22 protein-coding genes are annotated in these 24413 nt (G+C 68.3%); 12 read left to right on the top strand and 10 right to left on the bottom strand.

Annotation, left to right across the window (positions count from 1 at the left end; translation table 11 throughout):
* Window positions 1-2 precede the first annotated feature (2 nt).
* From EJC77_RS16865 to EJC77_RS16845, 5 genes are all read right to left on the bottom strand, one after another.
* Window positions 3-1502 carry a DHA2 family efflux MFS transporter permease subunit gene (locus EJC77_RS16865; RefSeq protein ID WP_125615333.1) on the bottom strand — a complete coding sequence of 500 codons (1500 nt, stop codon included), beginning with the start codon at window positions 1500-1502 and terminating at the stop codon, window positions 3-5.
* 18 nt (window positions 1503-1520) lie between these two features.
* The gene (locus tag EJC77_RS16860; protein WP_125615330.1) at window positions 1521-2108 is read right to left on the bottom strand and encodes a PadR family transcriptional regulator; all 588 of its coding nucleotides are present in this window, start codon (window positions 2106-2108) and stop codon (window positions 1521-1523) included.
* 88 nt (window positions 2109-2196) lie between these two features.
* On the bottom strand, window positions 2197-3288 hold the full coding sequence (gene ygfZ / locus EJC77_RS16855) for a CAF17-like 4Fe-4S cluster assembly/insertion protein YgfZ (RefSeq protein ID WP_125615327.1): 1092 nt from the start codon (window positions 3286-3288) through the stop codon (window positions 2197-2199).
* A gap of 74 nt (window positions 3289-3362) precedes the next feature.
* Entirely contained in the window at window positions 3363-3968 is a 606-nt protein-coding gene (locus EJC77_RS16850) for a heme-binding beta-barrel domain-containing protein (protein WP_125615324.1), read from the bottom strand.
* Between the two features lie 257 nt (window positions 3969-4225).
* Entirely contained in the window at window positions 4226-4960 is a 735-nt protein-coding gene (locus EJC77_RS16845; protein ID WP_125615322.1) for a permease, read from the bottom strand.
* Between the two features lie 127 nt (window positions 4961-5087).
* Here EJC77_RS16845 and EJC77_RS16840 point away from each other — a divergent pair, with 127 nt between their 5' ends.
* From EJC77_RS16840 to EJC77_RS16815, 6 genes are all read left to right on the top strand, one after another.
* The gene (locus EJC77_RS16840; RefSeq protein WP_125615319.1) at window positions 5088-5786 is read left to right on the top strand and encodes a winged helix-turn-helix transcriptional regulator; all 699 of its coding nucleotides are present in this window, start codon (window positions 5088-5090) and stop codon (window positions 5784-5786) included.
* Window positions 5787-6068: 282 nt separating this feature from the next.
* Window positions 6069-7052 carry a mycothiol synthase gene (mshD, locus tag EJC77_RS16835; protein WP_125615316.1) on the top strand — a complete coding sequence of 328 codons (984 nt, stop codon included), beginning with the start codon at window positions 6069-6071 and terminating at the stop codon, window positions 7050-7052.
* Window positions 7053-7112: 60 nt separating this feature from the next.
* Window positions 7113-9356, top strand: a complete 2244-nt coding sequence (locus EJC77_RS16830; RefSeq protein ID WP_125615313.1) for an RNA degradosome polyphosphate kinase — start codon at window positions 7113-7115, stop codon at window positions 9354-9356.
* Complete coding sequence (locus EJC77_RS16825) at window positions 9356-10324, top strand: NUDIX hydrolase (protein ID WP_125615309.1); 969 nt, start codon at window positions 9356-9358, stop codon at window positions 10322-10324. Before EJC77_RS16830 ends, EJC77_RS16825 begins: the two co-directional genes overlap by 1 nt.
* Before the next feature lie 320 nt (window positions 10325-10644).
* Window positions 10645-11463: a thymidylate synthase gene (locus EJC77_RS16820; RefSeq protein WP_125615306.1), complete on the top strand. Its 819-nt coding sequence runs from the start codon at window positions 10645-10647 to the stop codon at window positions 11461-11463.
* Window positions 11460-12023 carry a dihydrofolate reductase gene (locus EJC77_RS16815; protein WP_125615303.1) on the top strand — a complete coding sequence of 188 codons (564 nt, stop codon included), beginning with the start codon at window positions 11460-11462 and terminating at the stop codon, window positions 12021-12023. Before EJC77_RS16820 ends, EJC77_RS16815 begins: the two co-directional genes overlap by 4 nt.
* Window positions 12024-12028: 5 nt before the next feature.
* Here the strand turns inward: EJC77_RS16815 and EJC77_RS16810 are convergent, their stop codons facing one another.
* Both EJC77_RS16810 and EJC77_RS16805 read right to left on the bottom strand, forming a co-directional pair.
* Complete coding sequence (locus EJC77_RS16810) at window positions 12029-13117, bottom strand: fatty acid desaturase family protein (protein WP_125615300.1); 1089 nt, start codon at window positions 13115-13117, stop codon at window positions 12029-12031.
* Window positions 13114-13791, bottom strand: coding sequence for a hypothetical protein (locus EJC77_RS16805; RefSeq protein WP_205787435.1), 678 nt, complete (start codon window positions 13789-13791; stop codon window positions 13114-13116). The genes EJC77_RS16810 and EJC77_RS16805 overlap by 4 nt, the downstream gene beginning before the upstream one ends.
* Before the next feature lie 686 nt (window positions 13792-14477).
* Here EJC77_RS16805 and EJC77_RS16800 point away from each other — a divergent pair.
* Genes EJC77_RS16800 through EJC77_RS16790 form a run of 3 tightly spaced genes read left to right on the top strand, consistent with a single transcriptional unit; the run spans window position 14478 to window position 18066 of the window.
* Entirely contained in the window at window positions 14478-15872 is a 1395-nt protein-coding gene (locus EJC77_RS16800; RefSeq protein ID WP_125615297.1) for a uracil-xanthine permease family protein, read from the top strand.
* Window positions 15869-17299 carry an amidohydrolase family protein gene (locus EJC77_RS16795; protein ID WP_125615294.1) on the top strand — a complete coding sequence of 477 codons (1431 nt, stop codon included), beginning with the start codon at window positions 15869-15871 and terminating at the stop codon, window positions 17297-17299. The genes EJC77_RS16800 and EJC77_RS16795 overlap by 4 nt, the downstream gene beginning before the upstream one ends.
* A 56-nt stretch (window positions 17300-17355) precedes the next feature.
* Window positions 17356-18066: a sulfite exporter TauE/SafE family protein gene (locus EJC77_RS16790; protein ID WP_125615292.1), complete on the top strand. Its 711-nt coding sequence runs from the start codon at window positions 17356-17358 to the stop codon at window positions 18064-18066.
* Here EJC77_RS16790 and EJC77_RS16785 read toward each other — a convergent pair.
* Window positions 18037-19092 (bottom strand): LacI family DNA-binding transcriptional regulator, encoded by a 1056-nt coding sequence (locus EJC77_RS16785; RefSeq protein ID WP_125615289.1) that lies wholly within the window; start codon window positions 19090-19092, stop codon window positions 18037-18039. The genes EJC77_RS16790 and EJC77_RS16785 overlap by 30 nt on opposite strands.
* A 212-nt stretch (window positions 19093-19304) precedes the next feature.
* Here EJC77_RS16785 and EJC77_RS16780 point away from each other — a divergent pair, with 212 nt between their 5' ends.
* From EJC77_RS16780 to asd, 3 genes are all read left to right on the top strand, one after another.
* On the top strand, window positions 19305-19934 hold the full coding sequence (locus tag EJC77_RS16780) for a GAF and ANTAR domain-containing protein (RefSeq protein WP_240630329.1): 630 nt from the start codon (window positions 19305-19307) through the stop codon (window positions 19932-19934).
* A 34-nt stretch (window positions 19935-19968) separates the two neighbouring features.
* The gene (locus tag EJC77_RS16775; protein ID WP_125615284.1) at window positions 19969-20682 is read left to right on the top strand and encodes a GAF and ANTAR domain-containing protein; all 714 of its coding nucleotides are present in this window, start codon (window positions 19969-19971) and stop codon (window positions 20680-20682) included.
* Window positions 20683-20786: 104 nt separating this feature from the next.
* The gene (gene asd, locus EJC77_RS16770) at window positions 20787-21914 is read left to right on the top strand and encodes an aspartate-semialdehyde dehydrogenase (protein ID WP_125615281.1); all 1128 of its coding nucleotides are present in this window, start codon (window positions 20787-20789) and stop codon (window positions 21912-21914) included.
* A 116-nt stretch (window positions 21915-22030) separates the two neighbouring features.
* On the opposite strand, the gene EJC77_RS16765 is transcribed toward asd, so the two are convergent.
* Together EJC77_RS16765 and EJC77_RS16760 are read right to left on the bottom strand one after the other, a co-directional pair.
* The gene (locus EJC77_RS16765; RefSeq protein WP_125615278.1) at window positions 22031-23116 is read right to left on the bottom strand and encodes a fatty acid desaturase family protein; all 1086 of its coding nucleotides are present in this window, start codon (window positions 23114-23116) and stop codon (window positions 22031-22033) included.
* 73 nt (window positions 23117-23189) lie between these two features.
* Entirely contained in the window at window positions 23190-24302 is a 1113-nt protein-coding gene (locus EJC77_RS16760) for a winged helix DNA-binding domain-containing protein (protein ID WP_125615275.1), read from the bottom strand.
* Window positions 24303-24413 lie beyond the last annotated feature (111 nt).

Raw genomic sequence — 24413 nt, 5'->3', positions numbered from 1 at the left:
AGTCAGCCCGGCTGGTCTGCGGACGTCGGTGCGGCTGTTCGGTCCGCGTAGATGGCCTCCACCGAGCGGGGCTTGGCGAAGAGGGCCGCCATGACGGCGCCGATGAGCAGCGCCAGGGCCGGCATGACCATGGACTGGCCCATGGCCGTGGAGAACGGCTGCCACAGGAACTCGGGCAGCCGCCCCGACGCCTCGGACAGGCTGCCGCCGCCGGCACCGTGCGGCATCTCGGCCGTCAGCCTGGCCGTGATCAGTGCGGCAATGGCGGCGCTGCCGAGCACCGCGCCGACCTGCCGGGTCGTGTTGTACACGCCCGCACCCGCCCCGGCCTCGCGGGGGGCCAGGTTGCGCGTCGCCGTCGTCGACAGCGGCGCCCAGATGCCGGCGCTGGCGATGCCGAGCAGCCCGCTGGGCAGCAGGAACAGCCAGATGGACGTGTTAGGGGCCATCAGCGAGGACGTCCACAGCAGCGAGATCGTCATCAGCACGAACCCGGTGCACGCCACGTACCGGGGGTTGACGAGGTCCACGAGCCTTCCCACGAACGGTGCCAGCACGCCGGAGAACACGGCCATCGGCACCATCATGAGCGCCGACTGGGTGGGCGTGAGCCCGCGGACCAGCTGGTAGTAGAAGAACAGGGGCAGGCTCATCGACGTGACGCTGAATCCCATGACGGTGATGGCGGCGTTGGCCAGCGAGAAGTTGCGTACCCGGAACAGGTGCAGCGGCAGCAGCGGCTCGCCCCTGCCGACGGCCTGCCACACGACGAACGCGGCCAGGAACACGAGGCCGGTGATGATCAGGCCCCACACGGTGATCGGGCCGGTGATGGTCCCCCAGTGGTAGGTCCCGCCCTCCTGGATGCCGAACACCAGCAGGAACATCCCGATCGCGCTCAGGGCCACGCCGAGCAGGTCGAACTTGTGCGTGTGCGTGCGCAGTTTCGGCACCAGGCGCACGGCCATGACGAAGGCCACCACGCCCACCGGCACGTTGACGAAGAAGATCCACTCCCACCCGAGCCCGTCGACGAGCACGCCGCCGAGGATCGGGCCGACCAGCATGGCCACCCCGGCGGTGGCGCCCCACAGGCCCATGGCCGGGCCGCGCTTGTCGGGGGCGAAGATGCGCGTGATCACGGCCATGGTCTGCGGGGTCATCATGGCGGCGCCGAGCCCCTGCACGGCGCGGGCCACGATCAGCATGTGGATGTCGCCGGACAGCCCGCACCACAGCGACGCCAGCGTGAACACGGCCAGCCCGGTGAGGTACAGGTTCTTCGGCCCGAACCGGTCGCCGAGCCGGCCGGTGATCAACAGCGGCACGGCGTACGCGAGCAGGTAGGCGCTGGTGACCCAGATGACGGCGTTGATGTCCGTGTGCAGGCTTTCCAGGATCTTGGGGTTCGCCACCGAGACGATGGTCGAGTCCACCAGGATCATGAAGAACCCCAACACCAGCGCCCACAGCGCCGGCCACGGCCTTTCGACAGTTTCCATGAAGCGTTCCTTCGGGTTCTAGGTGGTCGTTTTCTTGCCGGGTTCCCAGTCCAGGGCCCCCGATGCCAGGTCGGTGCGCAGGCCGGTGATCCAGTCGATCTCGGCGCGCAGCATGGCCTGTTGGTACCGCACGTCAATCCAGTAGCGGGGGGCGACGGCGCGCGCGGTGGCCGCGGCAGCACCGTCGTCGAGCTTTCCCAGCTCCTCGCGCAACCGCGCCAGCCGCTGTTCCAGCAGGCCGAGCACGACGGCGGCGGGCAGGTTGTGTGCCTCGGCGACCGCCAGCGGGAAGGACGGATATTCCCGGGCCGGTTCCGCCAGCAGGTCCCGGAGCGTGGTGCCGAGCGTGTCCCGGCCCACCGGGAGGATCGAGTAGGTGGTGCGTTCGGGCCGGTTGCCGTCGCGGCAGGTGCCGGCGGATTCGACCAGCCCGTCCTCCTCGAGGCGCGCCACCGTGTGGTACAGCGTGCCGGGGCGGACCTTCACGAGCCTGTCCTCGGAACGCTGCAGCAGCAGCTGGTACATCTCGTAGGGGTGCATGGCGCGTTCGGCCAACAACGCCAGCGCCGCCACCCCGAGCGGCGTCAGTCGCGATTTCCGCGCCATCGTCCCTCCCATTATCCCTCAAGAATTATTCCACGTGGAATATGCGGCCACAAGAGCCACGCCGGTCGGTGATTGAGCTACGTCGAAATCAGTGGGGCGTACGCAGGAAGCCGGTCCGGCGCCCGACGACCTGGCCGGCGTCGGGGGCGACGATGACCTCCTGGGCGGCCGCGTACCGCTCGCCACCGTCCTCCACGGCCAGCACGGCCCCCGGGTCGACGCTGCGCTTGATGACGGCCAGCGCGATGGGCCCCATCTCGTAGTGCTGCGCCGAGGACGTGACGGTGCCGACCGCGCGGTCCCCGGCCAGCACGGCGCTGCCGGCGGCGGGGACGGTGTGCTGCGAGCCGTCCAGTTGCAGGAAGACGAGGCGGCGCGGCGGATGACCCAGGTTGTGCACGCGGGCGACCGTCTCCTGGCCTTTGTAGCACCCCTTGTTCAGGTGAACGGCCGTGCGCAGCAGGTCCAGTTCGTGCGGGATGGTCTTCTCGTCCGTCTCCGCCCCGCGGCGCGGCCGCCACGCGGCGATGCGCAGGGCCTCGGCCGCCCAGACGCCGGCCAGCGGCAGCTCGCCCACTCGTTGCGTGAGCTCGGCGGCCGGAACCAGGTATTCGCGCCAGGGACGCTCCAGGCCCGGGTGGCCGCCCTCGTCTATGGCGGCGTAGCTGTAGCCGCCGGCACCGATGTGCGGCCACGGGTCGACCCACACGAGCAACTCGTCCCAGGCCGGCACGGCCCGGGTGGACCCGAGCACGGCCCAGTCGGCGGAGACGTCGGCGATCTCGACGCGCAGCATGAACTTCATCGTCGCCAGCCAGGCGGCCAGCGGGGCGGCCTCGTCGTGTTCCACGATGAGCCAGGTGGTCTCGCCGTCGTCGACCACGCGGGCGTCGAATTCGATGCGCCCCTGGAGGCTGAGCAGCAGCAGTTCGGTGCCGACGCGCGGCGACAACGCCGTGACCTGCTGGGAGGAGAGCGTGTTGAGCCAGCTGAGCCGGTCCGGGCCGGTCACCGTCACCACGCCACGGTGCGACAGGTCGACGACGGCGGCGTCCCCGCGGCCGCCCGCCAGCTGGCGTTGTTCGCGCAGCGGGTCGCCGTAGTGTGCGGCGACGCCGGCGTCCAGGCCGGTCGCGGCGACGGCTCCGGGGCGTGCTAGGAGGGGGCTCTGGTAGCTCATGTACGTCTCAACGTCCTTCCGGGGCCGGCCTATTCCGGCGCTCTTGTGGCGGGCGCTCTTTGACAGGCTCCGGTTCAGGCGGACGGGACGCGCTTGAGTGCGGCGGAGGCGTGCGCCTCCAGGGACTTGCCGGCGGCGGCGACGTCCCAACGCCACAGCAGGTCCCCCTGGACGAGGCCGAAAATGCGCGTGGCGGCCACGTACGGCTTGGACCCGGCGGCGCGCATGACAGCGTCGGTGGACATCTGGATCTGCGGGCCGGCGATGCTCCCGTAGTACAGTTCCGAGATCCCGCCGGGGTGCACGATGGTTGCCGTGATGTCGAACCCGCCGGCGGCGTTGCGCAGCTTCTCGACGTCCTCGGCGGTGGTCAGGGCCGGGACGATGTCGGCGGGGATCAGGCCGGGGCCGCCGTCGGCGTCGTTCAGTTTCCGGTCCAGCGCCCAGAAGCCCGTCTCGACCGATAGCGGCCGCAGCACGGTGCCGGCCTCGTCGGTGAGCCAGGACTCCGCCCGGTACACCAGGTACGGCAGGCCGTTGGTGCTGAACGTGGCGGTCTGGGTGAAGTACGCGTCATCCCCCTCGCCGGTGCCGAGGCGCCCGCCCCCGGTCCAGGTTCCCAACAGCCAGGACAGCGGCACGAGCTCCGGCGTCAGGTCGGTGGGAATTTCGATGGGCATGGCCTCTACTGCTGTCCCTTGAACAGGCGCCACAGGACCAGCACGGCAAACCAGGCCATGGTCAGGCCGGCGATGACCAGGAGGCAGATGAAGAAGATTTCCAGGGCAAGTACGCTCATGCCAGCCATCCTATCTCGATCCGGGCTGGGCCCACGGCCGCGAGCTTGCGAGCGGTGGGAGGGCGTGGGTGGGCCCACACGCCCGAGGGACCCGTGGGCACATCGCGCCAGCGATGGGTCAACGGGAGGGCGTGGGGACTAGGTGAGGAGCAGCTTGTCGATGAAATAGACGAGCGCGCCCAGCGACAGGATCGGGGCCACGGCCATGGAGACGGCCCCGGCCGCGGTGGCCGGCGGTGCGGACAGCGTGGCCAGGCGCCGGAAGCTGATGATGATGGCGGCCATCAGCGCCCCGATCACGGCGGCCGCGACAATGTGCACCTCGGAGAACAGCAGGGCCGCCAGCGGCCCGGCGAGCGCGGCCAGGACGACGGCCAACGGCGCGATCACCCGGTCCGGCCACCGGATCATGCCGACGAGCAACGCCACGAGCGCGCTGACGCCCGTGATGCGGAACATGCCCGGTTCGCCGACGAAGCGGTAGGCGGCGACCCAGCCGCAACCCAGGGAGGCCAGTACGACGCCGACCCCGGCGCCGAGCGTGGACTCCAGGCGGTGCGGCTGGCCGGTGCCGCGAATGAGTTGCACGACCATGACGGCGCCGAAACCCAGGGCCACGAACACTGGCGTCCACTTCAGGTATTCCGGCCCCGGGGTGAGACCGGCGGCGACCGCCGATGCGGCGCCGGCGACGGCGATCACGGTCCCGAGCGTCTTCCGTGCCGGGATCCGCAGGTAGTGCGGCCACCCGAACCCGAACACGATGGCCAACACGACGCCCACGCCCACGCTGTACCCCACCCCCAGCTGGGGTCCGACCACTATGGCGGCGAGCGCAATGATGGCGGCGGGGCCCATGATGGAAGTCTTCACACTCCAATCCTGCCCTATGGTGGCGGTACACTGTGGAACAACCCGTGGCCCGGTGGATTTCCCCGTGACCGTTCCCGGGCGCTGGAGACAACGCTCAAAGATGCGCTCTACGCACTTTGGAGGAAGCATGTCGCACATACTGTTGCTGACCAACAGCTCCGGTTCGTCGGTCGACGTCCTTCCGGCCCTCGAGCTGCTCAACCACCACATCCACATCCTGCCGGGCGCGCCCACCGCGCTGCTGGAGGCCGAACCCTGCGACGCCGTCATGGTGGATGCGCGCAAGGACCTGGCCGGCGCCCGGTCGCTGACCCGGTTGTTGAAGTCCACCGGGTTGTCGGTGCCGCTGATCCTGATCCTGACCGAGGGCGGCATGGCCGCCATCTCGGCCAGCTGGGCGGCCGACGACATCATCCTCGATTCGGCCGGCCCGGCCGAGGTGGAGGCCCGCCTGCGCCTGGCCCTGACGCGTGCTTCGGCGGACGAGGAGGAGGCCAGCTCGGAGATCCACGCCTCCGGGGTCGTCATCGACGAGGGCAGCTACACGGCCCGCGTGCACGGGCAGGCCCTGAACCTGACGTACAAGGAGTTCGAGCTGCTCAAGTACCTCGCCCAGCATCCGGGGCGGGTGTTCACCCGGGCGCAGCTGCTCAACGAGGTGTGGGGCTACGACTATTACGGCGGCACCCGGACGGTGGATGTGCACGTGCGGCGTCTGCGGGCCAAGCTGGGCGCCGACCACGAGAAGCTGATCAGCACCGTCCGCAATGTCGGGTACCGGCTGACCGTGGCCCGCGTGTCCGAGGACGAGCTGACCACCCCTTAAACAGCCAACTGGTGGTCACTTGTGGCCCAAAATCCGCGGATTCCGTGCAACATGTGACCACCAGTTGGGTGGATGAGTGGAGGACATACGGGTCGAACGTATCGAGGGCACCCCGACTGGTGCATCCCCCTCGCGCCGACCCAGCGAACGTATCGCGGCCGACCCCAAAACTCTAGGACAGGACCGGCGCGCGCGCAAATCGGGCCCACACGCCCGAGGGACCCGTTGGCACATCGCGCCAGCGATGGATCAACGGGAGGGCGTGGGGTCTAGGCTGGGCTCATGAGCCGCGCGAAGACTGAGAACTGGCCCGTCGTGGTGACCCCGGGCGCTCCCGATCCCGAACTGTTGCGTGACCTGTCCGCCCTGGTCGACGCGGCCGGGGCGGCGGACGGCAACCCGCCGCTGTCCGAGCAGACGCTCGTGAACCTCAGGAACCCGGACGCCGACGAGGACACGCTGCTGACGCTGGCCGCCTACGCCCCCGAGGAGCATTCCGACCCGTCGACCGCGCAGGCCCTCGCGGGTGCCGCCGTCGTCGTGCTGCACGGCGGCGAGGGCGTGCTGGAACTGGTGGTGCGCCCCACCTACCGCAACCAGGGCGTCGGCGAGCTGCTCGTGGACCGGCTGCGGGATGTGCGCGGGCTCGCCGGGCTGAAGGCCTGGTCGCACGGCAACCATGAGGCCGCCGCCGACCTCGCGGCCACCTACGGCTTCCATGCCGTGCGCGAACTGTGGCGGATGCGCCTGGTGCGGCGCAACCCGGAACCGCCCGTCACCTCGCCGCTGCCGGCGCGGCTGATGGACGACGGCGTGACGTTGCGGACGTTTGTCCCGCACCAGGACGAGGGGCCCTGGCTGGCGGCGAACGCCGCCGCCTTCGCCCACCACCCGGAGCAGGGCGCCATGACGCTCGCCGATCTGCGGGCGCGCATGGCCGAGCCCTGGTTCGATCCGGCCGGTTTCTTCCTGGCCGTCGACGCGTCGGACACGATCCTAGGCTTCCACTGGACGAAGGTGCACCCGGGCGTGGGCGGCGCCGCCCCCATGGGCGAGGTGTACGTCGTCGGCGTCACCCCGGCGGCACAGGGACGGGGGCTGGGACGGTTGCTGACGGTGCGCGGGATCGAGCACCTGCACAAGGCCGGGCTGGCATCGATCATGCTGTACGTCGACGCCGACAACACGGCCGCCGTCGCCCTCTACCACAAGCTCGGCTTCACCCGCTGGGACGCGGACGTGATGTACGCGCCGATCGCACCGTAGTGCCCGGCACCTGCTTGTAGTGTTAAATCAACTTCAAGCGTCTACTGTGAGGGGTCGACCATGAACGCGGAAAGACTGGGCCCGTCCGGCACGGGCTCCACGCTGGGCCTGGAACGATTCGGCTCCTCCGAGGTGCAGGCCGCCCGCGCCACCCAGGACCGCATCGACATCCCGGAGTTCGAGCCGAGCCAGATCCCCGACGGGGACATCAGCGGCGACCGCTTCCTGGACCGCGAGCTGAGCTGGCTGGCGTTCAACGCCCGCGTGCTGGAGCTGGCCGAGGACCCGGATTTGTACCTGCTGGAGCGGGTGAACTTCCTGTCCATCTTCGCCTCCAACCTTGACGAGTTCTTCATGGTGCGCGTTGCCGGCCTCAAGCGCCGCATCGCCACCGGGTTGGCCGTGCCGTCGCCGGCCGGGCTGAGTCCGATCGAGGTGCTGGAGCAGATCAGCGACGCCGCGCACAAGCTGCAGGCCCGACACGCCCAGGTGTTCGCACACCAGATCCGGCCGGCGCTGGCGTACGAGAACATCCACCTGGTGCACTGGGACGAACTGGACGAGGCGTCCAAGGACCGGCTTGGCACGATGTTCTCCGAGAAGGTCTTCCCGATCCTCACGCCGCTGGCCGTCGACCCGGCCCATCCGTTCCCGTACATCTCCGGGCTATCGCTGAACCTTGCCGTCGTGGTCCGCAATCCGGTCAGCGAGAAGGAGCTGTTCGCCCGTGTGAAGGTGCCGGACCAGCTGCCCCGGCTCGTGTCCGTGGACGGCCCGCGCGCCGGCACCGTGCCCGGGCGGGTGGCCCGGTTCATCCCGCTGGAGGAGGTGATCGGCCAACACCTGGACCAGCTGTTCCCCGGCATGGACGTCCTTGAGCAGCACACGTTCCGGGTCACCCGCAACGAGGACCTGGAGGTTGAGGAGGACGACGCCGAGAACCTGTTGCAGGCGCTGGAGAAGGAGCTGCTGCGCCGGCGCTTCGGCCCGCCCGTGCGGCTCGAGGTGACCACCGACATCAACCCGAACGTCCGGGCCCTGCTGGTGCGCGAGCTCGACGTCGAGGACTCCGAGGTGTACGCGCTGCCGGCGCCGCTGGACCTGCGCGGCCTGTCCGTCATCGGCGGGATCGACCGCAGCGACCTGCGCTATCCGAAACACGTGGCGCACACGTCCCGGTACCTGAACGAGTCCGAGACGTCCAAGGCGGCGAACGTCTTTGCCGCCATGCGCCGGCGCGACATCCTGCTGCACCATCCCTACGATTCGTTCTCGACCTCGGTGCAGGCGTTCCTGGAACAGGCCGCGGCCGATCCGAAGGTCCGCGCCATCAAGCAGACCCTGTACCGCACCTCCGGCGACTCCCCGATCGTCGATGCCCTGGTGGACGCGGCCGAGTCCGGCAAGCAGGTGCTGGCGCTCGTGGAGATCAAGGCCCGCTTCGACGAGCAGGCGAACATCTCCTGGGCGCGGACGCTGGAGCAGGCCGGCGTGCACGTCGTGTATGGCATCGTCGGGCTCAAGACGCACTGCAAGCTGTCCCTGGTGGTGCGCCAGGAGCAGGACGGACTGCGCCGTTACTGCCACATCGGCACCGGCAACTATCATCCGCGCACGGCCCGCTACTACGAGGACCTGGGGCTCTTGACGGCCGACGAGCAGGTGGGCGAGGACCTCTCACGGCTGTTCAACCAGCTTTCCGGCTACGCGCCGAAGTCCACGTTCGAGCGCCTGCTCGTGGCGCCGCGCTCGGTGCGTTCGGGGTTGGTCGACCGCATCAACCAGGAGATCGCGAACGCGCGGTCCGGCCGGCCGGGGCGTGTGCGCATCAAGGTCAACTCGATGGTCGACGAGGCCATCATCGACGCCCTCTACCGGGCCTCCCAGGCGGGTGTCGAGGTGGGCGTGATCGTGCGCGGCATCTGCTCGCTGCGCCCCGGCGTGCCCGGCCTGAGCGAGAACATCACGGTCCGCTCGGTCCTGGGCCGGTTCCTGGAGCACTCGCGCGTTTTCACGTTCGCGAACGGTGGCGACCCGGTCGTGTACATCGGCTCGGCCGACATGATGCACCGCAATCTGGACCGCCGCGTCGAGGCGCTGGTCCGGCTCGGGAACCGGGACGACATCGCCGACGTGAACGCGCTGCTCGACAGGTACCTCGACGATCGCACCGCCAGCTGGCACCTCGATGACCAGGGGCAGTGGCTGCGCCACCACCTCGATGTCGACGGCGACCCGCTCAGCGACGTCCAGTCGTGGCTGCTGGCCGGCCGGACCCGGCAGCGGTCGGCCAACCGCCTCTGATGCGCAGCGCCGAACACCTGTTCGAGGGGAGCGACGGCGGCGGCAACGGCATCGCCGTCCGCGCGGCGGGCGCGCTGTGCTGGCGGGTCAGGAGGAAGCAGCTCGAGGTGCTGCTGATCCACCGGCAACGATACGACGACTGGTCCTGGCCCAAGGGCAAACTGGACCAAGGCGAGACGCTGCCCGAATGCGCGGTGCGCGAGGTGGCCGAGGAGGTGGGGTTGCCGATCAAGCTGGGCATCCCGCTGCCGACCATCCGGTACCCGGTGAAACCGGGGCTGAAAGAGGTCCACTACTGGGCCGCGGCCACGGGGGACATGCCGCCGCTGCCGGACGGCAAGGAGGTCGACACCGTCCTGTGGTGCCAGGTCGGGAAGGCGCGCGGCCTGCTGACGAACCCGTCCGACGTCGTCCCGCTCGATGCGCTCGCGGCGGCGCATGAGGCCGGCCGGCTGGAGACGTGGCCGCTGATCGTGGTGCGCCATGCAAAGGCGAAGCCGCGCTCGGCGTGGACCCGCGCCGAGGGCGAGCGTCCGTTGGCGGCCACCGGCAAGCGGCAGGCGTTGTACGTGCAGCGGCTGCTCATGGCGTGGCACCCGGACAAGGTCGTCACGAGCGGGTGGGTGCGCTGCCTGACCACGATCGCCCCGTACGCGCAGGCGTCCCGGGCGAAGGTCAAGGTCACCCACTGGCTCACGGAGGCCGACCACAAGCGCAAGCCGGCGAAGGTGGGCGCCCTGTTCGACCGGCTGCTGGCCAAGGGCACGCCCGTGGCCGTGTGCACCCACCGGCCCGTGCTGCCGACCGTGCTGGCCACGCTCGCCGACCACATGGACGACGGCCTGGCCGATGCGTTGCCCGGGACGGACCCGCACCTGGCCCCCGGCGAGATGCTCGTGGCGCACGTGTCCGTCGCGGCGCCGGGCACGATCGTCGCGTTGGAGGCGCACAAGCCGTACGACGACTGACCCGTACGACGCTTCCCTGGTTCTTCGATACGTGCGGGTGTTGGCCTCAGGCACCCGCACATGGTGAGGAATGAAAGGTGACGGGCGACGGCAGGCCTGGCCCGGCGGTCGAGCCTGTCAGCTGGCCGCGTCAATTCCCCAGATAACGCAGGTGTAGCCCCGGCGAACGGGCGTTATCTGGGGAATTGACGCTGGCGGCAGGCTGAATGCACGCCACCCACCAAAATCGCGAACCCCATGGTCTGGGCCCCCTCGCCGTCCCGGCGGTTGCGTCCTGGCTGCTTCCGACCAACTTCCAGCCCGCCCGGTAAGCTGTACCCGTGAGCATCCGCACCCCATATGAGGACCTGCTGCGCGACGTCATGGACCACGGCGTCGCCAAATCCGACCGCACCGGCACGGGCACGCGCAGCGTGTTCGGCCGCCAGATCCGCTTCGACCTGGCGGACGGCTTCCCGCTCGTCACGACCAAGCGCGTGCATTTCAAGTCCGTGGCGCTGGAGCTGCTGTGGTTCCTGCGCGGCGACTCCAATGTGCGCTGGCTGCAGGAGCACGGGGTCAGGATCTGGAACGAATGGGCGGACGACGACGGCGAGCTGGGCCCGGTCTATGGCGTCCAGTGGCGCTCCTGGCCGACGCCCGACGGTGGCCACATCGACCAGATCGCCGCGGTGATGGAGTCCCTGCGCAACAACCCGGATTCCCGCCGGCACATCGTCTCGGCCTGGAACGTGGCGGAAATCAAGGACATGGCGCTACCGCCGTGCCATGCCTTCTTCCAGTTCTACGTGGAGCCACAACCCGACGGCCCGGGCAGGCTCAGCTGCCAGCTGTACCAGCGCAGCGCCGACATGTTCCTGGGCGTGCCGTTCAACATCGCCTCGTACGCGTTGCTCACACGCATGGTGGCGCACCAGCTGGACCTGGAGCCCGGCGAGTTCGTGTGGACCGGCGGCGACGTGCACATCTACGACGACCACGTCGCCCAGGTCACCGAGCAGCTCGCGCGTGTTCCCTACCCATATCCGCAGCTGAGATTCGTGCGGAAGCCGGACTCCATCCTCGACTACACCCTCGAGGACTTCGAACTGCTGGACTACCGGCACCACCCGACCATCAAGGCGCCGATCGCCGTATGAGCGCCGAGGGCCTCCCGCGTCCCGTCCCCTTCATCGGCATGATCTGGGCACAGACCACCGACGGCGTGATCGGCCGGGACGGCGGCATGCCGTGGCACCTGCCCGAGGATCTGGCCCATTTCAAGCGGACCACCGCCGGCCACCCGGTCGTCATGGGCCGCAAGACGTGGGATTCGTTCCCGGCGAGGTTCCGCCCCCTGCCGGACCGCACGAACATCGTGGTGACCGCGCAACCCGGCTGGGCCGGCACGCCCGAGGCGGGCGGCGCCGTCGTCGTCCATTCGGTGCCGCAAGCGCTGGAGGAGGCGCGCCGCTCCCCCGGTGCGGAGGAAATCTGGGTGATCGGCGGCGGGCAGGTGTTCGGGCAGGTGCTGGCGCAGGCCACCGTCGCCGTCGTCACCGTCATCAACACCGACGTGCCCGGAGACACCCAGGCGCCGCCCCTCGGCCCGGGGTGGTCGCTCCGGGACGCCGCACCGGCGGACGGCTGGCACACGTCCGGCAACGGCACCGAATACCGCATCGTCACGTGGGCCCGCGACGATCTGGCGGCCGGCTGACCGGCCTACCGTCGCCGCAGCTGCCCCGCCAGCGGGCACTCGAACGGGTCCACCGCGGACAAGCCCACCCGGTTCAGGTAGCGCACCACGATCAGGTACGACCCGAGCAGCGACGTCTCCGTGTAGGCGATGTTGTTCTCGCGGCAGTACTCGCGGACAATCACGGCCGCAGCGGGAAGCTGTGGGCGCGGCATGTCCGGAAACAGGTGATGCTCCACCTGATGGTTCAGCCCGCCCAGCAGCGTCCTGATGAACGAACCACCGGCGATGTTGCGCGAGGTGAGCACCTGGCGGTTGAGGAAGTCGACGCGGCTGTTCGCCGGCAGGATGGGCATGCCCTTGTGGTTGGGTGCGAACGAGGCGCCCATGTAAAAGCCGAAGACGCCCAGTTGCACGGCGACGAACGCGCACGCCATGCCGAGCGGCAGGTAGAGGAACGCGATGCCCAGCAACAGGCACAGCCGCGCGGTGATGCTGCCCAATTCCAGCCACCGGTGCTCGGTCCGGGCATGGCGCAGCAGGAACTTGAACGAGTCGACGTGCAGCGCCACGCCCAGGAACGGCAGGATCACGAACAGGAGATAGCCCTGCCGCCGGGCGACCGCCGCCATCAGTCCGTGCCGCTCGGCCGCGGCCTCCGGGTAGAAGACGATGGTGCCCGGCTTGATGTCCGGGTCCCGGCCAATGGTGTTCGGGTTGGTGTGGTGCCGGCTGTGCTTGTCATTCCAGTAGCCGAAGCTAATCCCGACAAGGGTGATGCCCAGCAGCCTGCCGAACCAGTCGTTGGCGCCCCGGGACGCGAACACCTGGTGGTGTGCCGCCTCGTGTGCCAACAGACCGAACTGAGTGAAGAGAACGCCCAGGACCGCCGCGATGACCAGCTGGAACCAGGACTGGCCGATGACCGCAAACCCGGTCCAGGCCGCCGCCAGCAACAGCAACAGGACGATGAAGAGCGTGAGGTAGAAGCGGCGTCGGCGGCGCAGCAAGCCGGCCTCCCGCACCGTCTTCAACAGGGTGACGTAGCCGTTGACCATGCGGTTGGGCCGGACCTGCGGAGCCGGGGCCGGCCCACCGGTTGTCTGCGTACTCATGGCGACGCCTCCTCTCCGGGAGACGCCGCATCCCGCGGCGCGGTGTCGAACCCGGCGCGGTCCACCTTCCGGTGGAAGTGCATGCCGGCCAGCCCGCCCAGGAGTGCCCCGGCCAACGCGGCGGCGGCCGCGACGACGACGGCCAGGACACCGACGGCGGTCAGGTTGCCTTCGTTGAACGGCAGGCGCGGGAAGCTGTTGAGCCGCCCCAGGATGTCGAACTTGTTGCCGGCGACGGCGGCGACGATTGCCACAACGACGGCGATGGCCACGGCCCACAGCCAAACAAACAAGCCCTGGGTCAGTCCGTTGAACCGCGCCATCCGCCCCGCGACGTACCCGCCGCAATAATACGAGACAAACAGGACTACCAGCAGGACTATGACCCCGGTGACCCCCATGGTGGCTGTGTTGCCGGTGGCGTTGTTCCCGGAGGCCAAGGCGACGACGGCACCTGCACCGGCCGCCAACGCGGTCAACAGCACGGCCGTGCCCGTCGCGGTGAGCCAACCGAAGAACGCGGAGCCGAGCTTGATGCCGCCGTATGTTGCCCGCTCCCGGCCGACCACGCTGGTGCGATCCCGGCCGTCGTGCCTGGCCGCCGCGTCGCCGTGCCCTCCCCGGTGCCAGCGCCGGTGTCCCGGTGTGCGGGCTGCCCCTGGTGTTGTGCTCATCGCGGACTCCTTGTGCCAAATCTCCACAGGACCGGTGTCGACCGGTCGGAACGCATCGAGCGGGGGCGGAGGGATGAGAGCCGGATTGCGGCACTGGAGCGAATGCTCAAGCTGCCCATCGTCGATCCCGCGGGTTGCGCATTAATCTGCGACGCCGCCTGCTGACCTGCAGGGCCGATTTTGGAGGGTTGATTTTCCAGCATCGGTGGCGTCGTGACGGTACGCTGCCGGGGTCCGGGGCAACGTAATCATTTTACCGCTTGCGGGTGCCTTCGGCCAAGGGGGGGGTAGGGCCCGCTGGCCCCGGCCCCGTCGACGTCGACAGGGCCGAACCCGGCACCTTCAAAGGGGCGCCCAAGACGACCGGCCAACGCACCGGGCTTACCCATAGCGGGCGGGGCAGCAGTGCCGCCCGGACGCCAGGCAATCCATCCGGATTTCCCGCACCTTTCGGTCGACTTGGCGCGAACCCCTTGACAGCCATACATGGAAAGGGTCAGGCTTATCCCAAATCGATTTGGGATAGCCACAAGCGACCTTCCCGGTAAGCAGGAACGAGAACTTCTGAGGGACTGTGGACAACAGCGTTGTTCGATCCACCAAGTCATCACAGCCTCAGAGGCCTTGACAATTTACGGACACCGCCCGCGATGTCCGTTCCTCCCCTTTGAGAGAAGTCAGGCATCATGAAACTTACAAATCGCCATCCCGTGGACGAGATTCCCCCGTTGCGGCGGCTCGTCCCCCTCAGCTTGCAGCATGTTATGGTCATGGTGGCCACGCCCCTGTCCTCCGTCTTCCTGGTCAGCAAGACCCTTGGCCTGTCGGAATCGCTGACCACCAACCTGCTCAGCGCCACCTTTATCCTCAGCGGGCTGGGCACGCTGCTCCAATCCTTCGGCCCCTGGAAAATCGGCGCGAAACTTCCGTTCGTCATGCTTCCGGGCGGTGCGCCCATCATCATGTTCCTGATGATCGCGAAACAGCACGGACTCCAGATGGCTACCGGGGCCGTCATCCTTACCGGTGTCTTCTACTTTCTGGTCCTGCCCCTGTTCACCCGCCTGTTGAGATTCTTTCCGACGGTAGTGGTCGGCACGATGATCGTGGTCATCGGGGTAAACCTTGTCCAGGTGTCGGCGTTTCTGATCACCGGGCAACCCGGCTCGAAGGATTTCGGGAACCTGAACAACCTTGGACTGGGTATCGCGACCATCGGCTTCATCGTGCTCTTCTACCGTCTGATGCGCAACGGGCTGCGGCAGGTCGCGGTGCTGCTCGGGATGCTTGCCGGAACGGTCCTCGGCGCCCTGCTGGGCATGGCGAATTTCAGCGGTGTAGGCACCGGCAGCATTCTTGCCTTGCCTCAGTTCCTGCCGTTCGGGCCGCCACAATTCGACATCCTTGCCTCCCTTCCGCTGCTGATCTTCAGCATCGCGTCCATGGCCGAGGCGACCGGGCAGACCATCCTCAACGGCGAGATCGTCGGCAAGGACATCGTCATCGAGCGGGACGCTCCAAAAACCATTAGGGGCGATGCCATCATGTCGCTTTTCGGAGGCCTGTTCGGAACCTCACTGATAGTCACCAGCGGTGAAAACATCGGCATCGTCCAGGCCACCGGCGTCCGGACCCGCTTCGTCACCGTTGGCGCCGGGGTGATCCTGATCGTCATCGGCGTGCTGGCACCGGTGGGCCGCCTGATGGCGGGCATACCCTCCGCCGTCATCGGGGCCACCGCGGTCATCGTGTTTTCCATCATCATCGCGATGGGCTTCCGGATGCTGCGCCGCGTTGATTTCAACGATCACCGCAACACGATCATCGCCGCCATCGCCTTGGCTGCCGGCCTGATGCCAATTCTGGTCCCCGGCATGTACGCCCATCTGCCGGTCAACGCATCCATCCTGCTGGGCAGCGGGGTGGCCATGACGGCCTTCGTTGGAGCACTGACGAACTTCGTCTTCCACCACCTCGGGCGTCGCACGGCCCCCAATACTGAGGTCACTGAAATTTCGCATGAACCCCATGAATTCGAAACGGCTCTCGAGCCGCAGATCCAAACGGAAGGTACACGATGAACACGATCGACCCCAGCGCCCTTGAGCAGAATGAGATGCTGCTGCTGCCGGAATTGCTGCTCCTGCCGGAGGGACCGGTCCGGGATCACGGTGTGGTCGTCGCCGGCGGCGTCTTCCGCGAAGTCGGCCCCGCTGAGATCCTTCAGGCATCGAACCCGCACCTCACGCCCGTCCGGTTGCCTGATCACCTGCTGATGCCGGGCTTCGTGGACACCCACAACCACCTGACGCAGAGCTTCGGTAAAGCGATGGCCTTCGGCGAACCCTCGGAAATCTTCCGCCGGCTATGGGTGCCCTTGGAGCAGCACCTTGACGACGAATCGATCTACGTGGCCGCCAAGCTGGCCGCCCTGGAATCCCTGCGCGGCGGCTTCACCACCGTGTGTGACGCCGGAACACGGGCCAGCGTCGACGTCGGTACGATCGCCGCAGCGACGAACGACGCGGGCCTGCGATGCGTCCTGGGCTATGTCTGCAACGACATCGCCGTCGACGGATCCCTGATCCCCCACGCGACAGTCATGCGCGAGGCCGAACACCACCTGAACCGTTGGAGCGCGGATCCCCTCGTCCACCCTTCTCTAGCGGTTTCCATCCCCGAGGCGGCCAGCGACCTCGTTCTACGGGACACCTCCAGGCTCGCCGACGACGCCAACGCGGTATTCCAGATCCACCTCAACGAACATCTCGCCTCGGTCGAGCGCTCCATCGAACGCTGCGGCATGCGCCCGATCGAGTATCTGCACTCGATCGGGGCGCTGGGACCGCAGTTGCTGGCGGCGCACGCGACGCTGCTCACCCCCTACGAACTGCGCCTCCTGGAAGAATCCGACAGCGCGGTCAGCTACAACCCCGTTGCCAGTGCGTGGAAAGGCAACGCAGTTGCCCCGGCCACGGCGCTGGCTGAACGAAAGATCCGCTTCGGCATCGGCACCGACGGCACCCGAAGCGACGGCTTCCGGCTACTCGATGCTGCGGAAATGGCCCAGCGGCTCACCTACGGTCTCCAGAACGGCGATTCCTCCTGCGGGGGCGGCTGGACCTGGCTCCACCATGGGACCCAGGGCGGCGCGGAAGCTGCCGGGCTGGGCACCATCACCGGAGAAATCGCGCCCGGGAAAGCCGCCGATTTCCTGGTGCTCGACTGGGCTGTCCCGGAAATGCAGCCCTCCTGGGATCCCAGCTGGGAACTCGTGCGGTACGCCAACCGCGATCAGATCAGCGCCGTCGTCGTCGGCGGAAAGTTGCGGCTCTTCAAGGGCTGGCCGGTGGACTGGGACGCCCATACCTTCCTCCAGGAAGCCCGCGAGGTGGCGCACCGTGTCGTTGCCCAGGCACCGATGCGCCGGCTCCATCCCACCGCGCCGGAGCATCGCGTTCAGCGGCAAGGGAGCACGGCCGATGTGGCGCTCCTCGTCGGCAACTGACGACGCCGTCCCAATATCAGCTTCCGCACCCGGATACCTTGAATGAGAGAATCACCTTGACTACCGAACTATTCATCCTCACCGCCGTGGCCGTGGCCATCGCGTCCCTGGTCCAGGGAAGCACCGGCATGGGATTCGCCCTGATCGTCGCCCCGATTGTCGGAATCTACGCCCCTTCGCTGCTGCCGGTGATGCTGCTGATCCTGATGCTCCCGCTCAATGCCTACGTGGTCTGGCGGGAACGTCACGCCCTCGACCTTCACGGGGCCGGGTGGATCACTGCCGGCCGCATCGCCGGCACGGTGGTGGGATTCTGGGTCCTGATCGCCGTACCCGCGTCGGGGCTGAGCATCCTTATCGGAGTATCCACCATTGCCGCCGCCCTGGCCTCCCTGCTGGTTCCGGCCTTCACGGCGGGCCGGACCGCGCTGATCGCGGTCGGAGCGGTCACCGGCGTAACCGAAACCGCAACCGGAATCGGCGGCCCGCCCCTGGTCCTGGCCTACCAGCACCGCCCCGCACCGGTGCTGCGGTCCACCGTCGCATTCTGCTTCCTGGTCGGAGAGATCCTCTCCCTGGTCCTGCTGGGCGTGACGGGCAAGGTCACCGGGGAGCAGGTCAGTATGGCCGTGTTCCTGCTGCCGGCCCTTGCTGTCGGAGCGCTGGTCAGTGCCGCCATTCACCACCGTCTGAGCGGGCGGCGCATGCGCACCATTGTCCTGAGCTTCGCCCTCGTGTCAGGGATAGCTGTCCTGGTCCACGGATGAACGCTCCGTGACCGGGACGACGGAGGAGGCCCGGGGCACCAGCTGCTGAGGCGGCCCGGGGACAACGTGGCGCGAATGGTCCCCGCCGCGATGCTCCAAGAGTAATTCAATCGCGAGTTCGGCCACCTGGCTAAGGTTCAGGTTCACCGCCGTCAATGGCGGCTGACAGGTCTGCGCGCGTAGTCCGTCGTAGCGGGTCACCACCCTGACATCCTCCGGGATCCTGCGGCCCAGCTCCTTCAAACCTCGGACCACTCCGACGGCAAAGGCATCCACCAGGGCGCAGATCCCGTCAATCCCAGGATGTGAATCCATGAGGGCGAGGACGGCGGAATATCCGCCGTCCTCGCCCTCATTCTCATCCACCCGCACGACCAGCGGTTCGAGCGCGTGGTCCGAAATGAACTGCTCGTAGGCGTCTGCCACATCAAGGTATGAGTGCCGGCTCTCCGAACCGACCAGCAGTGCGATCCGGCGCGCTCCCTGGTCGTAAAGGTGCTCCAGGAGCAGCTTTCCGGTCAGTTGCGACTGCATGTCAATATAGGGAATGTCGGACCTGGCTCCGGGCTGCCAGCCCAGGCTCACCACGGGGACACCATTGGCCCGCAGCTGAGCCGTCGCGGGGTCGTTTTCCTCCGGCTCCACCACAATCGCGCCGTCGATATCGAACTGATCCAGTTTGGGCTGTGTGTCCAACGGCGGCACCAGGAGCATTGCGAAGCCGTGCATCAACGCCGTTTCGGCCGCCGAGGCCGCCACCTCCATAAAGAACCCCAGCCGCGAGGGGCCGGCGGCAACCGAGACCGGCATCGACGCCACCAGGCCGACGGCCTGGGCGCTCCCGGTCCGAAGCCGCTGCGCCCGAAGATTGGGGTGGTACCCCAGTTGCTGCGCCGCCGTGCGGACATTCTCCCTGGTTCGGGGATCGACATAGCCGCGTCCGTTGAGCGCATGGGAGACAGTCGTGCGGGACACCCCGGCCCTCTGTGCGACGTCAGATATTGTGGGACGCTTCCCGGGTTCCACTTATTCCTCCCACACCGGCCGGATTTGCTCGAACATTACCATGGTCCGGGAGGATTCGAGTCCACCGGGTGCCACTCGAAGCCCGTGCCTGCTGACCGGACGAGCGCGCAACCGTATCCTGAAGAGGGCGGGGGACCGCGGGCACAGGAGGGCTGTTGACCATGGCTCGGCACGAAGTCCCCGGCGACGGGCAGCCAGATCGGCGGCTGTGCATGGCATTTGTCCGCGCACTCACGATCACGGGCGCCGCCGTGTCCATCGGGGGCACCGCGTTTCCCGGCACGTCCATCTGCGCCAGCGACGCCGTGGCGGCCCGCCTGGAGGAACTGCAGTTCGATCCGGGCGAAGGCCCGCGCTGGGAAGCCATGCGGTTGCGCCGGCCGGTGCTCATGGCCCGGCTGCGCCACGATGACACCACCCGATGGCCCGTGTTCGGGCAGTCCCTGCTGGAACTCGGCGTGCGGGCCCTGTTCGTATTTCCCCTGACCGTGGGCGCCCTGGACGTGGGCGTCGTCGAACTTTATCGGTCCACTCCGGGGGCGCTCGACCCCAGTGAACGGCTCCGGGTGGTCGGGCTGGCCGACCAGGCCGCCTGGGAGCTGCTGGCCCGCTTGCTGGCCGTCCAGGATGATCGGGGGATCGGCGCGCCGGTAGAGCATTCCTTCCTGTCGCGCCGGGAGATCCACCAGGCGACCGGGATGGTGCTGGTCCAGGCCGGCGTCGGCGCAACGGAGGCCCTGCTGTTGCTGCGCGCCCACGCCTTCGTCCAGGGGCGTCCGCTGCGCGAGATCGCCGCCGACGTGGTGGCCCGGCGCCTGGATTTCTCACCGCCCCGGCCCTGACGCCACGCGACCCGAGAGTCGTACAATTTGGCTTATGGCGACCTTGAGCCGGGCCTCCCTCGTGAGCGCCGCTTTCGTGAGACTCTCCAACACGCTGGTGGACGACTACGACGTCGTGGACCTGCTCCATACGCTGGTGGAGGAATCCGTCGGTCTGCTCGACACGGCCGCGGCCGGGCTGTTGCTGGCCGATCCCAACGGTGAGCTGCAGGTGCTGGCGTCCACGAGCGAGGAGAGCCACCTGGTGGAGGCCCTCCAGCGCCAGGCGGGCGCGGGCCCCTGCGTAGAGTGCTATACGTCGGGCATGGTCGTCTCCGTTGCCGACCTCGACGCCGCCGCTGACAGGTGGCCGGATTTCACCGAAGCGGCCCTGGCGCAGGGATTCCGATCGGTGCATGCCATCCCGATGCGCGTGCGCGCCCGGACCATCGGGGCCCTGAACCTGTTCCGACGCGAGACCGGCCAACTCAATGTGGAGGATGCCGCCATCGGCCAGGCGCTGGCGGACGTGGCAACCATCAGCATCCTGCAGGAGCGCACGCTGCGTGAAAGCGCGATCGTGAACGAGCAGTTGCAGCACGCCCTCAACAGCAGGATCCTCATCGAACAGGCCAAGGGCGTCATCGCCCAAACCGGCAGGGTGGACATGGTCGAGGCCTTCACCCGGCTGCGCGGATATGCGCGTGCGCACAACAACACGCTTCGCCAGGCCGCTGAACGGGTCGTCAACCGAACGCTGACGCTATAGCAGGTGGGCAGCGGCGGCCACGACGGCCGGCATCGCCGCCCAGGGCGCCGGCGCGGCCGCCCCCGGCGCCGGGCCGCGCACGGATCCCCGGTAAACTTGCCCTCATGACCCTGAACAGCGTTCCCTCCGTCGGCCTGGTTGGCTGGCGCGGCATGGTTGGTTCCGTCCTGATGCAACGCATGCAGGATGAGGGCGACTTCGCCGCCATCAACCCCGTCTTCTTCTCCACCTCCAACGCCGGCGGCAAGGCCCCGGAAATTGGCGGCACCGGCACGCTGGAAGACGCCTTTGACATTGACACGCTGGCCAAGCTGCCCATCGTCGTCACCGCCCAGGGCGGCGACTACACCAAGCGCGTCCACACCGAGCTGCGCGGCCGTGGCTGGGCCGGGTTGTGGCTGGACGCCGCGTCCACGCTGCGCATGAACGACGACTCCATCATCGTCCTGGACCCGGTCAACCGGGATGTCATCGACAAGGGCCTGGCGAACGGCACCAAGGATTTCATCGGCGGCAACTGCACCGTCTCCTGCATGCTCATGGGCCTGGGCGGGCTGTTCACGAACGGACTGGTCGAATGGGGCACGTCCATGACCTACCAGGCGGCCTCCGGTGGCGGCGCCCGGCACATGCGCGAGCTACTGAACCAGTTCGGCACGCTCAACAGCGAGGTCGCCAGCGAACTGGACGACCCGGCGTCGGCCATCCTGGAGATCGACCGCAAGGTCCTGGCCCACCAGCGCGAGGGCATCGACTCCAGCCAGTTCGGCGTGCCGCTGGCCGGCTCGCTGATCCCGTGGATCGACGCGGACCTGGGCAACGGCCAGTCCAAGGAGGAGTGGAAGGCCGGGGTCGAGACCAACAAGATCCTCGGCACCACGGCAGAGAACCGCGTCATCATGGACGGATTGTGCGTGCGCATCGGCGCCATGCGCTCGCATTCGCAGGCGCTGACCCTGAAGCTGCGCGAGGACCTCTCGGTCGCCGAGATCGAGCAGCTGCTGGCGGACGACAACGAGTGGGCCAAGGTGGTGCCGAACACGAAGGAGGCGTCCATGGCGGACCTCACCCCGGTCGCCGCCTCCGGCACGCTGGACGTCCCCGTGGGCCGCATCCGCAAGATGGAGATGGGGCCGGAGTACATCAGCGCGTTCACGGTCGGCGACCAGCTGCTGTGGGGCGCCGCCGAGCCGCTGCGTCGCATGCTGAAGATCGCCACAGGGACCCTGTAGCCACCGCCGGGTGTTCGTCGAGGTAGCGCCAAAGCGTCGAGGTGCCGGGAGATGTCCCGCCACTTCGACGTGATGGCGCTACCTCGGTGACCGGCCGGGCGTGGCAGACCTGAAGGCTACCTCGCCGAACGCAGCTGCGCCGTGACGGGGCACTCGAACGGGTCGCGGTGGCCCAGCCCGACACGGTTGAGGTAGCGCATCACGATCATGTACGACTGCCACAGCCGGGTCTCCGTATAGGCGATGCGGCGCTCGGCACAGTAGGCCCGGACCATCGGCTGCACCCGCTTGAGGTTGCGCGAGGACATGGTCGGGAAGAGGTGGTGCTCGATCTGGTAGTTCAGCCCGCCCATGCCGGCGTCAACCAGCCAGCCGCCGGAAATATTGCGGCTCATCAGCGTCTGGCGGCGCATGAAATCGATCTTGACGTCCTTGGCCACCAGCGGCATGCCCTTGTGGTTCGGGGCGAACGAACCGCCCATGTAGAGCCCGAGGGCCACCTCCTGCACCACGATGAACGCCAGCCCGATCCACGGCCCCAGGAACAGCAACACACCCGCCGGCAGCAGCACCAGGCGCACCACCAGCAGCGTGATCTCCACCCAGCGGTGCGGCACCACGTGCTTGCTGCCGAGCACCCGCCGCGTCGAGCCGACGTGCAGGTCCAGCGCGGCCAGGGTCAGCAGCGGGAAGAAGAACCAGCCCTGGCGGGCGGCGAACCACTTGGCGAACCCGGTCCGCCTCGAGGCGGACTCCGGGTCGAAGACGAGCGCGCCGGCGGCAATGTCCGCATCCACGCCGACCTTGTTCGGGTTGGCGTGGTGCTTGCCGTGCTTGTTCATCCACCAGCCGTGGCTCAGCCCCACGAAAAGGTTGCCGGTGATGAGCGCGGTCCAGGAGTTCTTCTTCGCCGAGGCGAAAATCTGCCGGTGGGCGGCGTCGTGCGAAAGGAAGCCCGTCAGCGTGCACATGATGGCGAACAGGACGGCGGTGACCATCTGCCACCAGCTCTGCCCGAGGGTGGTGAACAGGACGCCGACGACGGCGAACCCCAGGCCCAACCGGATCATCCGGCGCACATACCAGCGGATCTCCCGTTTCATCAGCCCGGCGGCGCGGACCCGTTCGGTCAGGGCGATGAAATCGGTGACGTGCTTGTCCCTGGCGGGACGCGCCGGCCTGGAGAGTGTTGCGGTTGCCATACATGGCCCTTCGTTGAAGATTCCCCAGTCTCCTAGTTATGTTACCTTGCCGGGGCAAGCCCGCCGCGGCGGCTCAGCCCCGCAGGAACCCGGCGTAGGCGGCCGACGCCTTCGCCAGGGCCCGCTGCCGCCCCGGTCCCAGCTCGTCGAACGGTTCCGGAAGCACGACGCCGGCACTCCCCTTGGGTGCCTTGCGCCAGGTGCCCACGACCCGGCCTCCCGCCACCACGGTCGCACGGAACATGCCGTTGTTGCCGGGTACCGTGTGCTCGGCGTGTTCGGGGTCCAGGGACGCGGTGCGGTCGGTGTACCCGAGCAGCAGTTCGTCGAACCCGGGCGGGAGCAGCAGCGACCGGCCGCCGGGCACCGGGCCGCCATCCAGCAGGGCCGCGGTTTCGGGGGCCATCCAATACGTGGTCCCCCGCACGTCCACGGCGGCCAGTTGGGCCCCTACCTGCGCCAATGCCGCCCGGATTTCGGCGAGCGTCAACTTGGTCCACCACTGGAAGTCCCTGGCGGTGGCCGGGCCGTGGCTGCGGAAATAGCGCAGCGCCAGCTCCGCAACGGCCTCATCCCGTTCGAGCCGGCGCGGATGCGGGATCCACGTCTCCGCCAGGACGAAGAACTGGCCGTTGCCGTTGCCGCCGGCCGCGTTGACCGGTCCCTGCACGAGCGTCCCGGCCAGGCTCAGCAGCAACAGCAGGTGGATGCCGCGCTGGTTGGCGGTGGCCTGGCCGGCGGCGTTGAAGGCGGCGAACAGGTCCTCCCGGGTGGCCCGGCCGGTGCCCGACCCGAGCAGCGCCCGGGCGGCTTCCCCCGCCTGCTCGACGTCCGGCGCCGTGATTCCCAGCTGCCGGTGCCGCGCGGTGAACGAGCCGGTGATGCGCCCCGCGCACGTTGCCATGATCCAGCCGAGGTCCTCGGCCGCGGTCACGTGCAGGGTGCCTCGCATCGGCCACGAGCGGACGATCGCCCCGACGTTGAACGCGGAGACCACGTCGGCGCGCGTCGCCCCCGGCGTGCGCATGCCGATCGACCACATTGCCCCCGGGAAGTCCTGGCCCTGCAGTGCCGTCATCCAGCGGACGGTGTCGGCGACGTCGGTCCCGGCCGGGCGCAGGCCGGGCAGCAGCCATTGTGCGGCCAGCCGCAGCCGTGCGATGGTGCCTGGCGCGAGGAGGCTCATGGGGCCAATCTACCCGCCGGGGGCGTCAGACCCGGATCCGCGAGTAGGAACTTTTTGACTGGGGCGTGTTAAACCGAACAAGTGCCCCCTGAGCTGGGAAAATAGTAGTTA

The organism is Specibacter cremeus (assembly GCF_003946885.1).
In the GTDB taxonomy this organism is placed as follows: domain Bacteria; phylum Actinomycetota; class Actinomycetes; order Actinomycetales; family Micrococcaceae; genus Specibacter; species Specibacter cremeus.
Note: the sequence above shows the minus strand (reverse complement) of the source record. Positions and strands in the feature narration are given on the sequence as shown.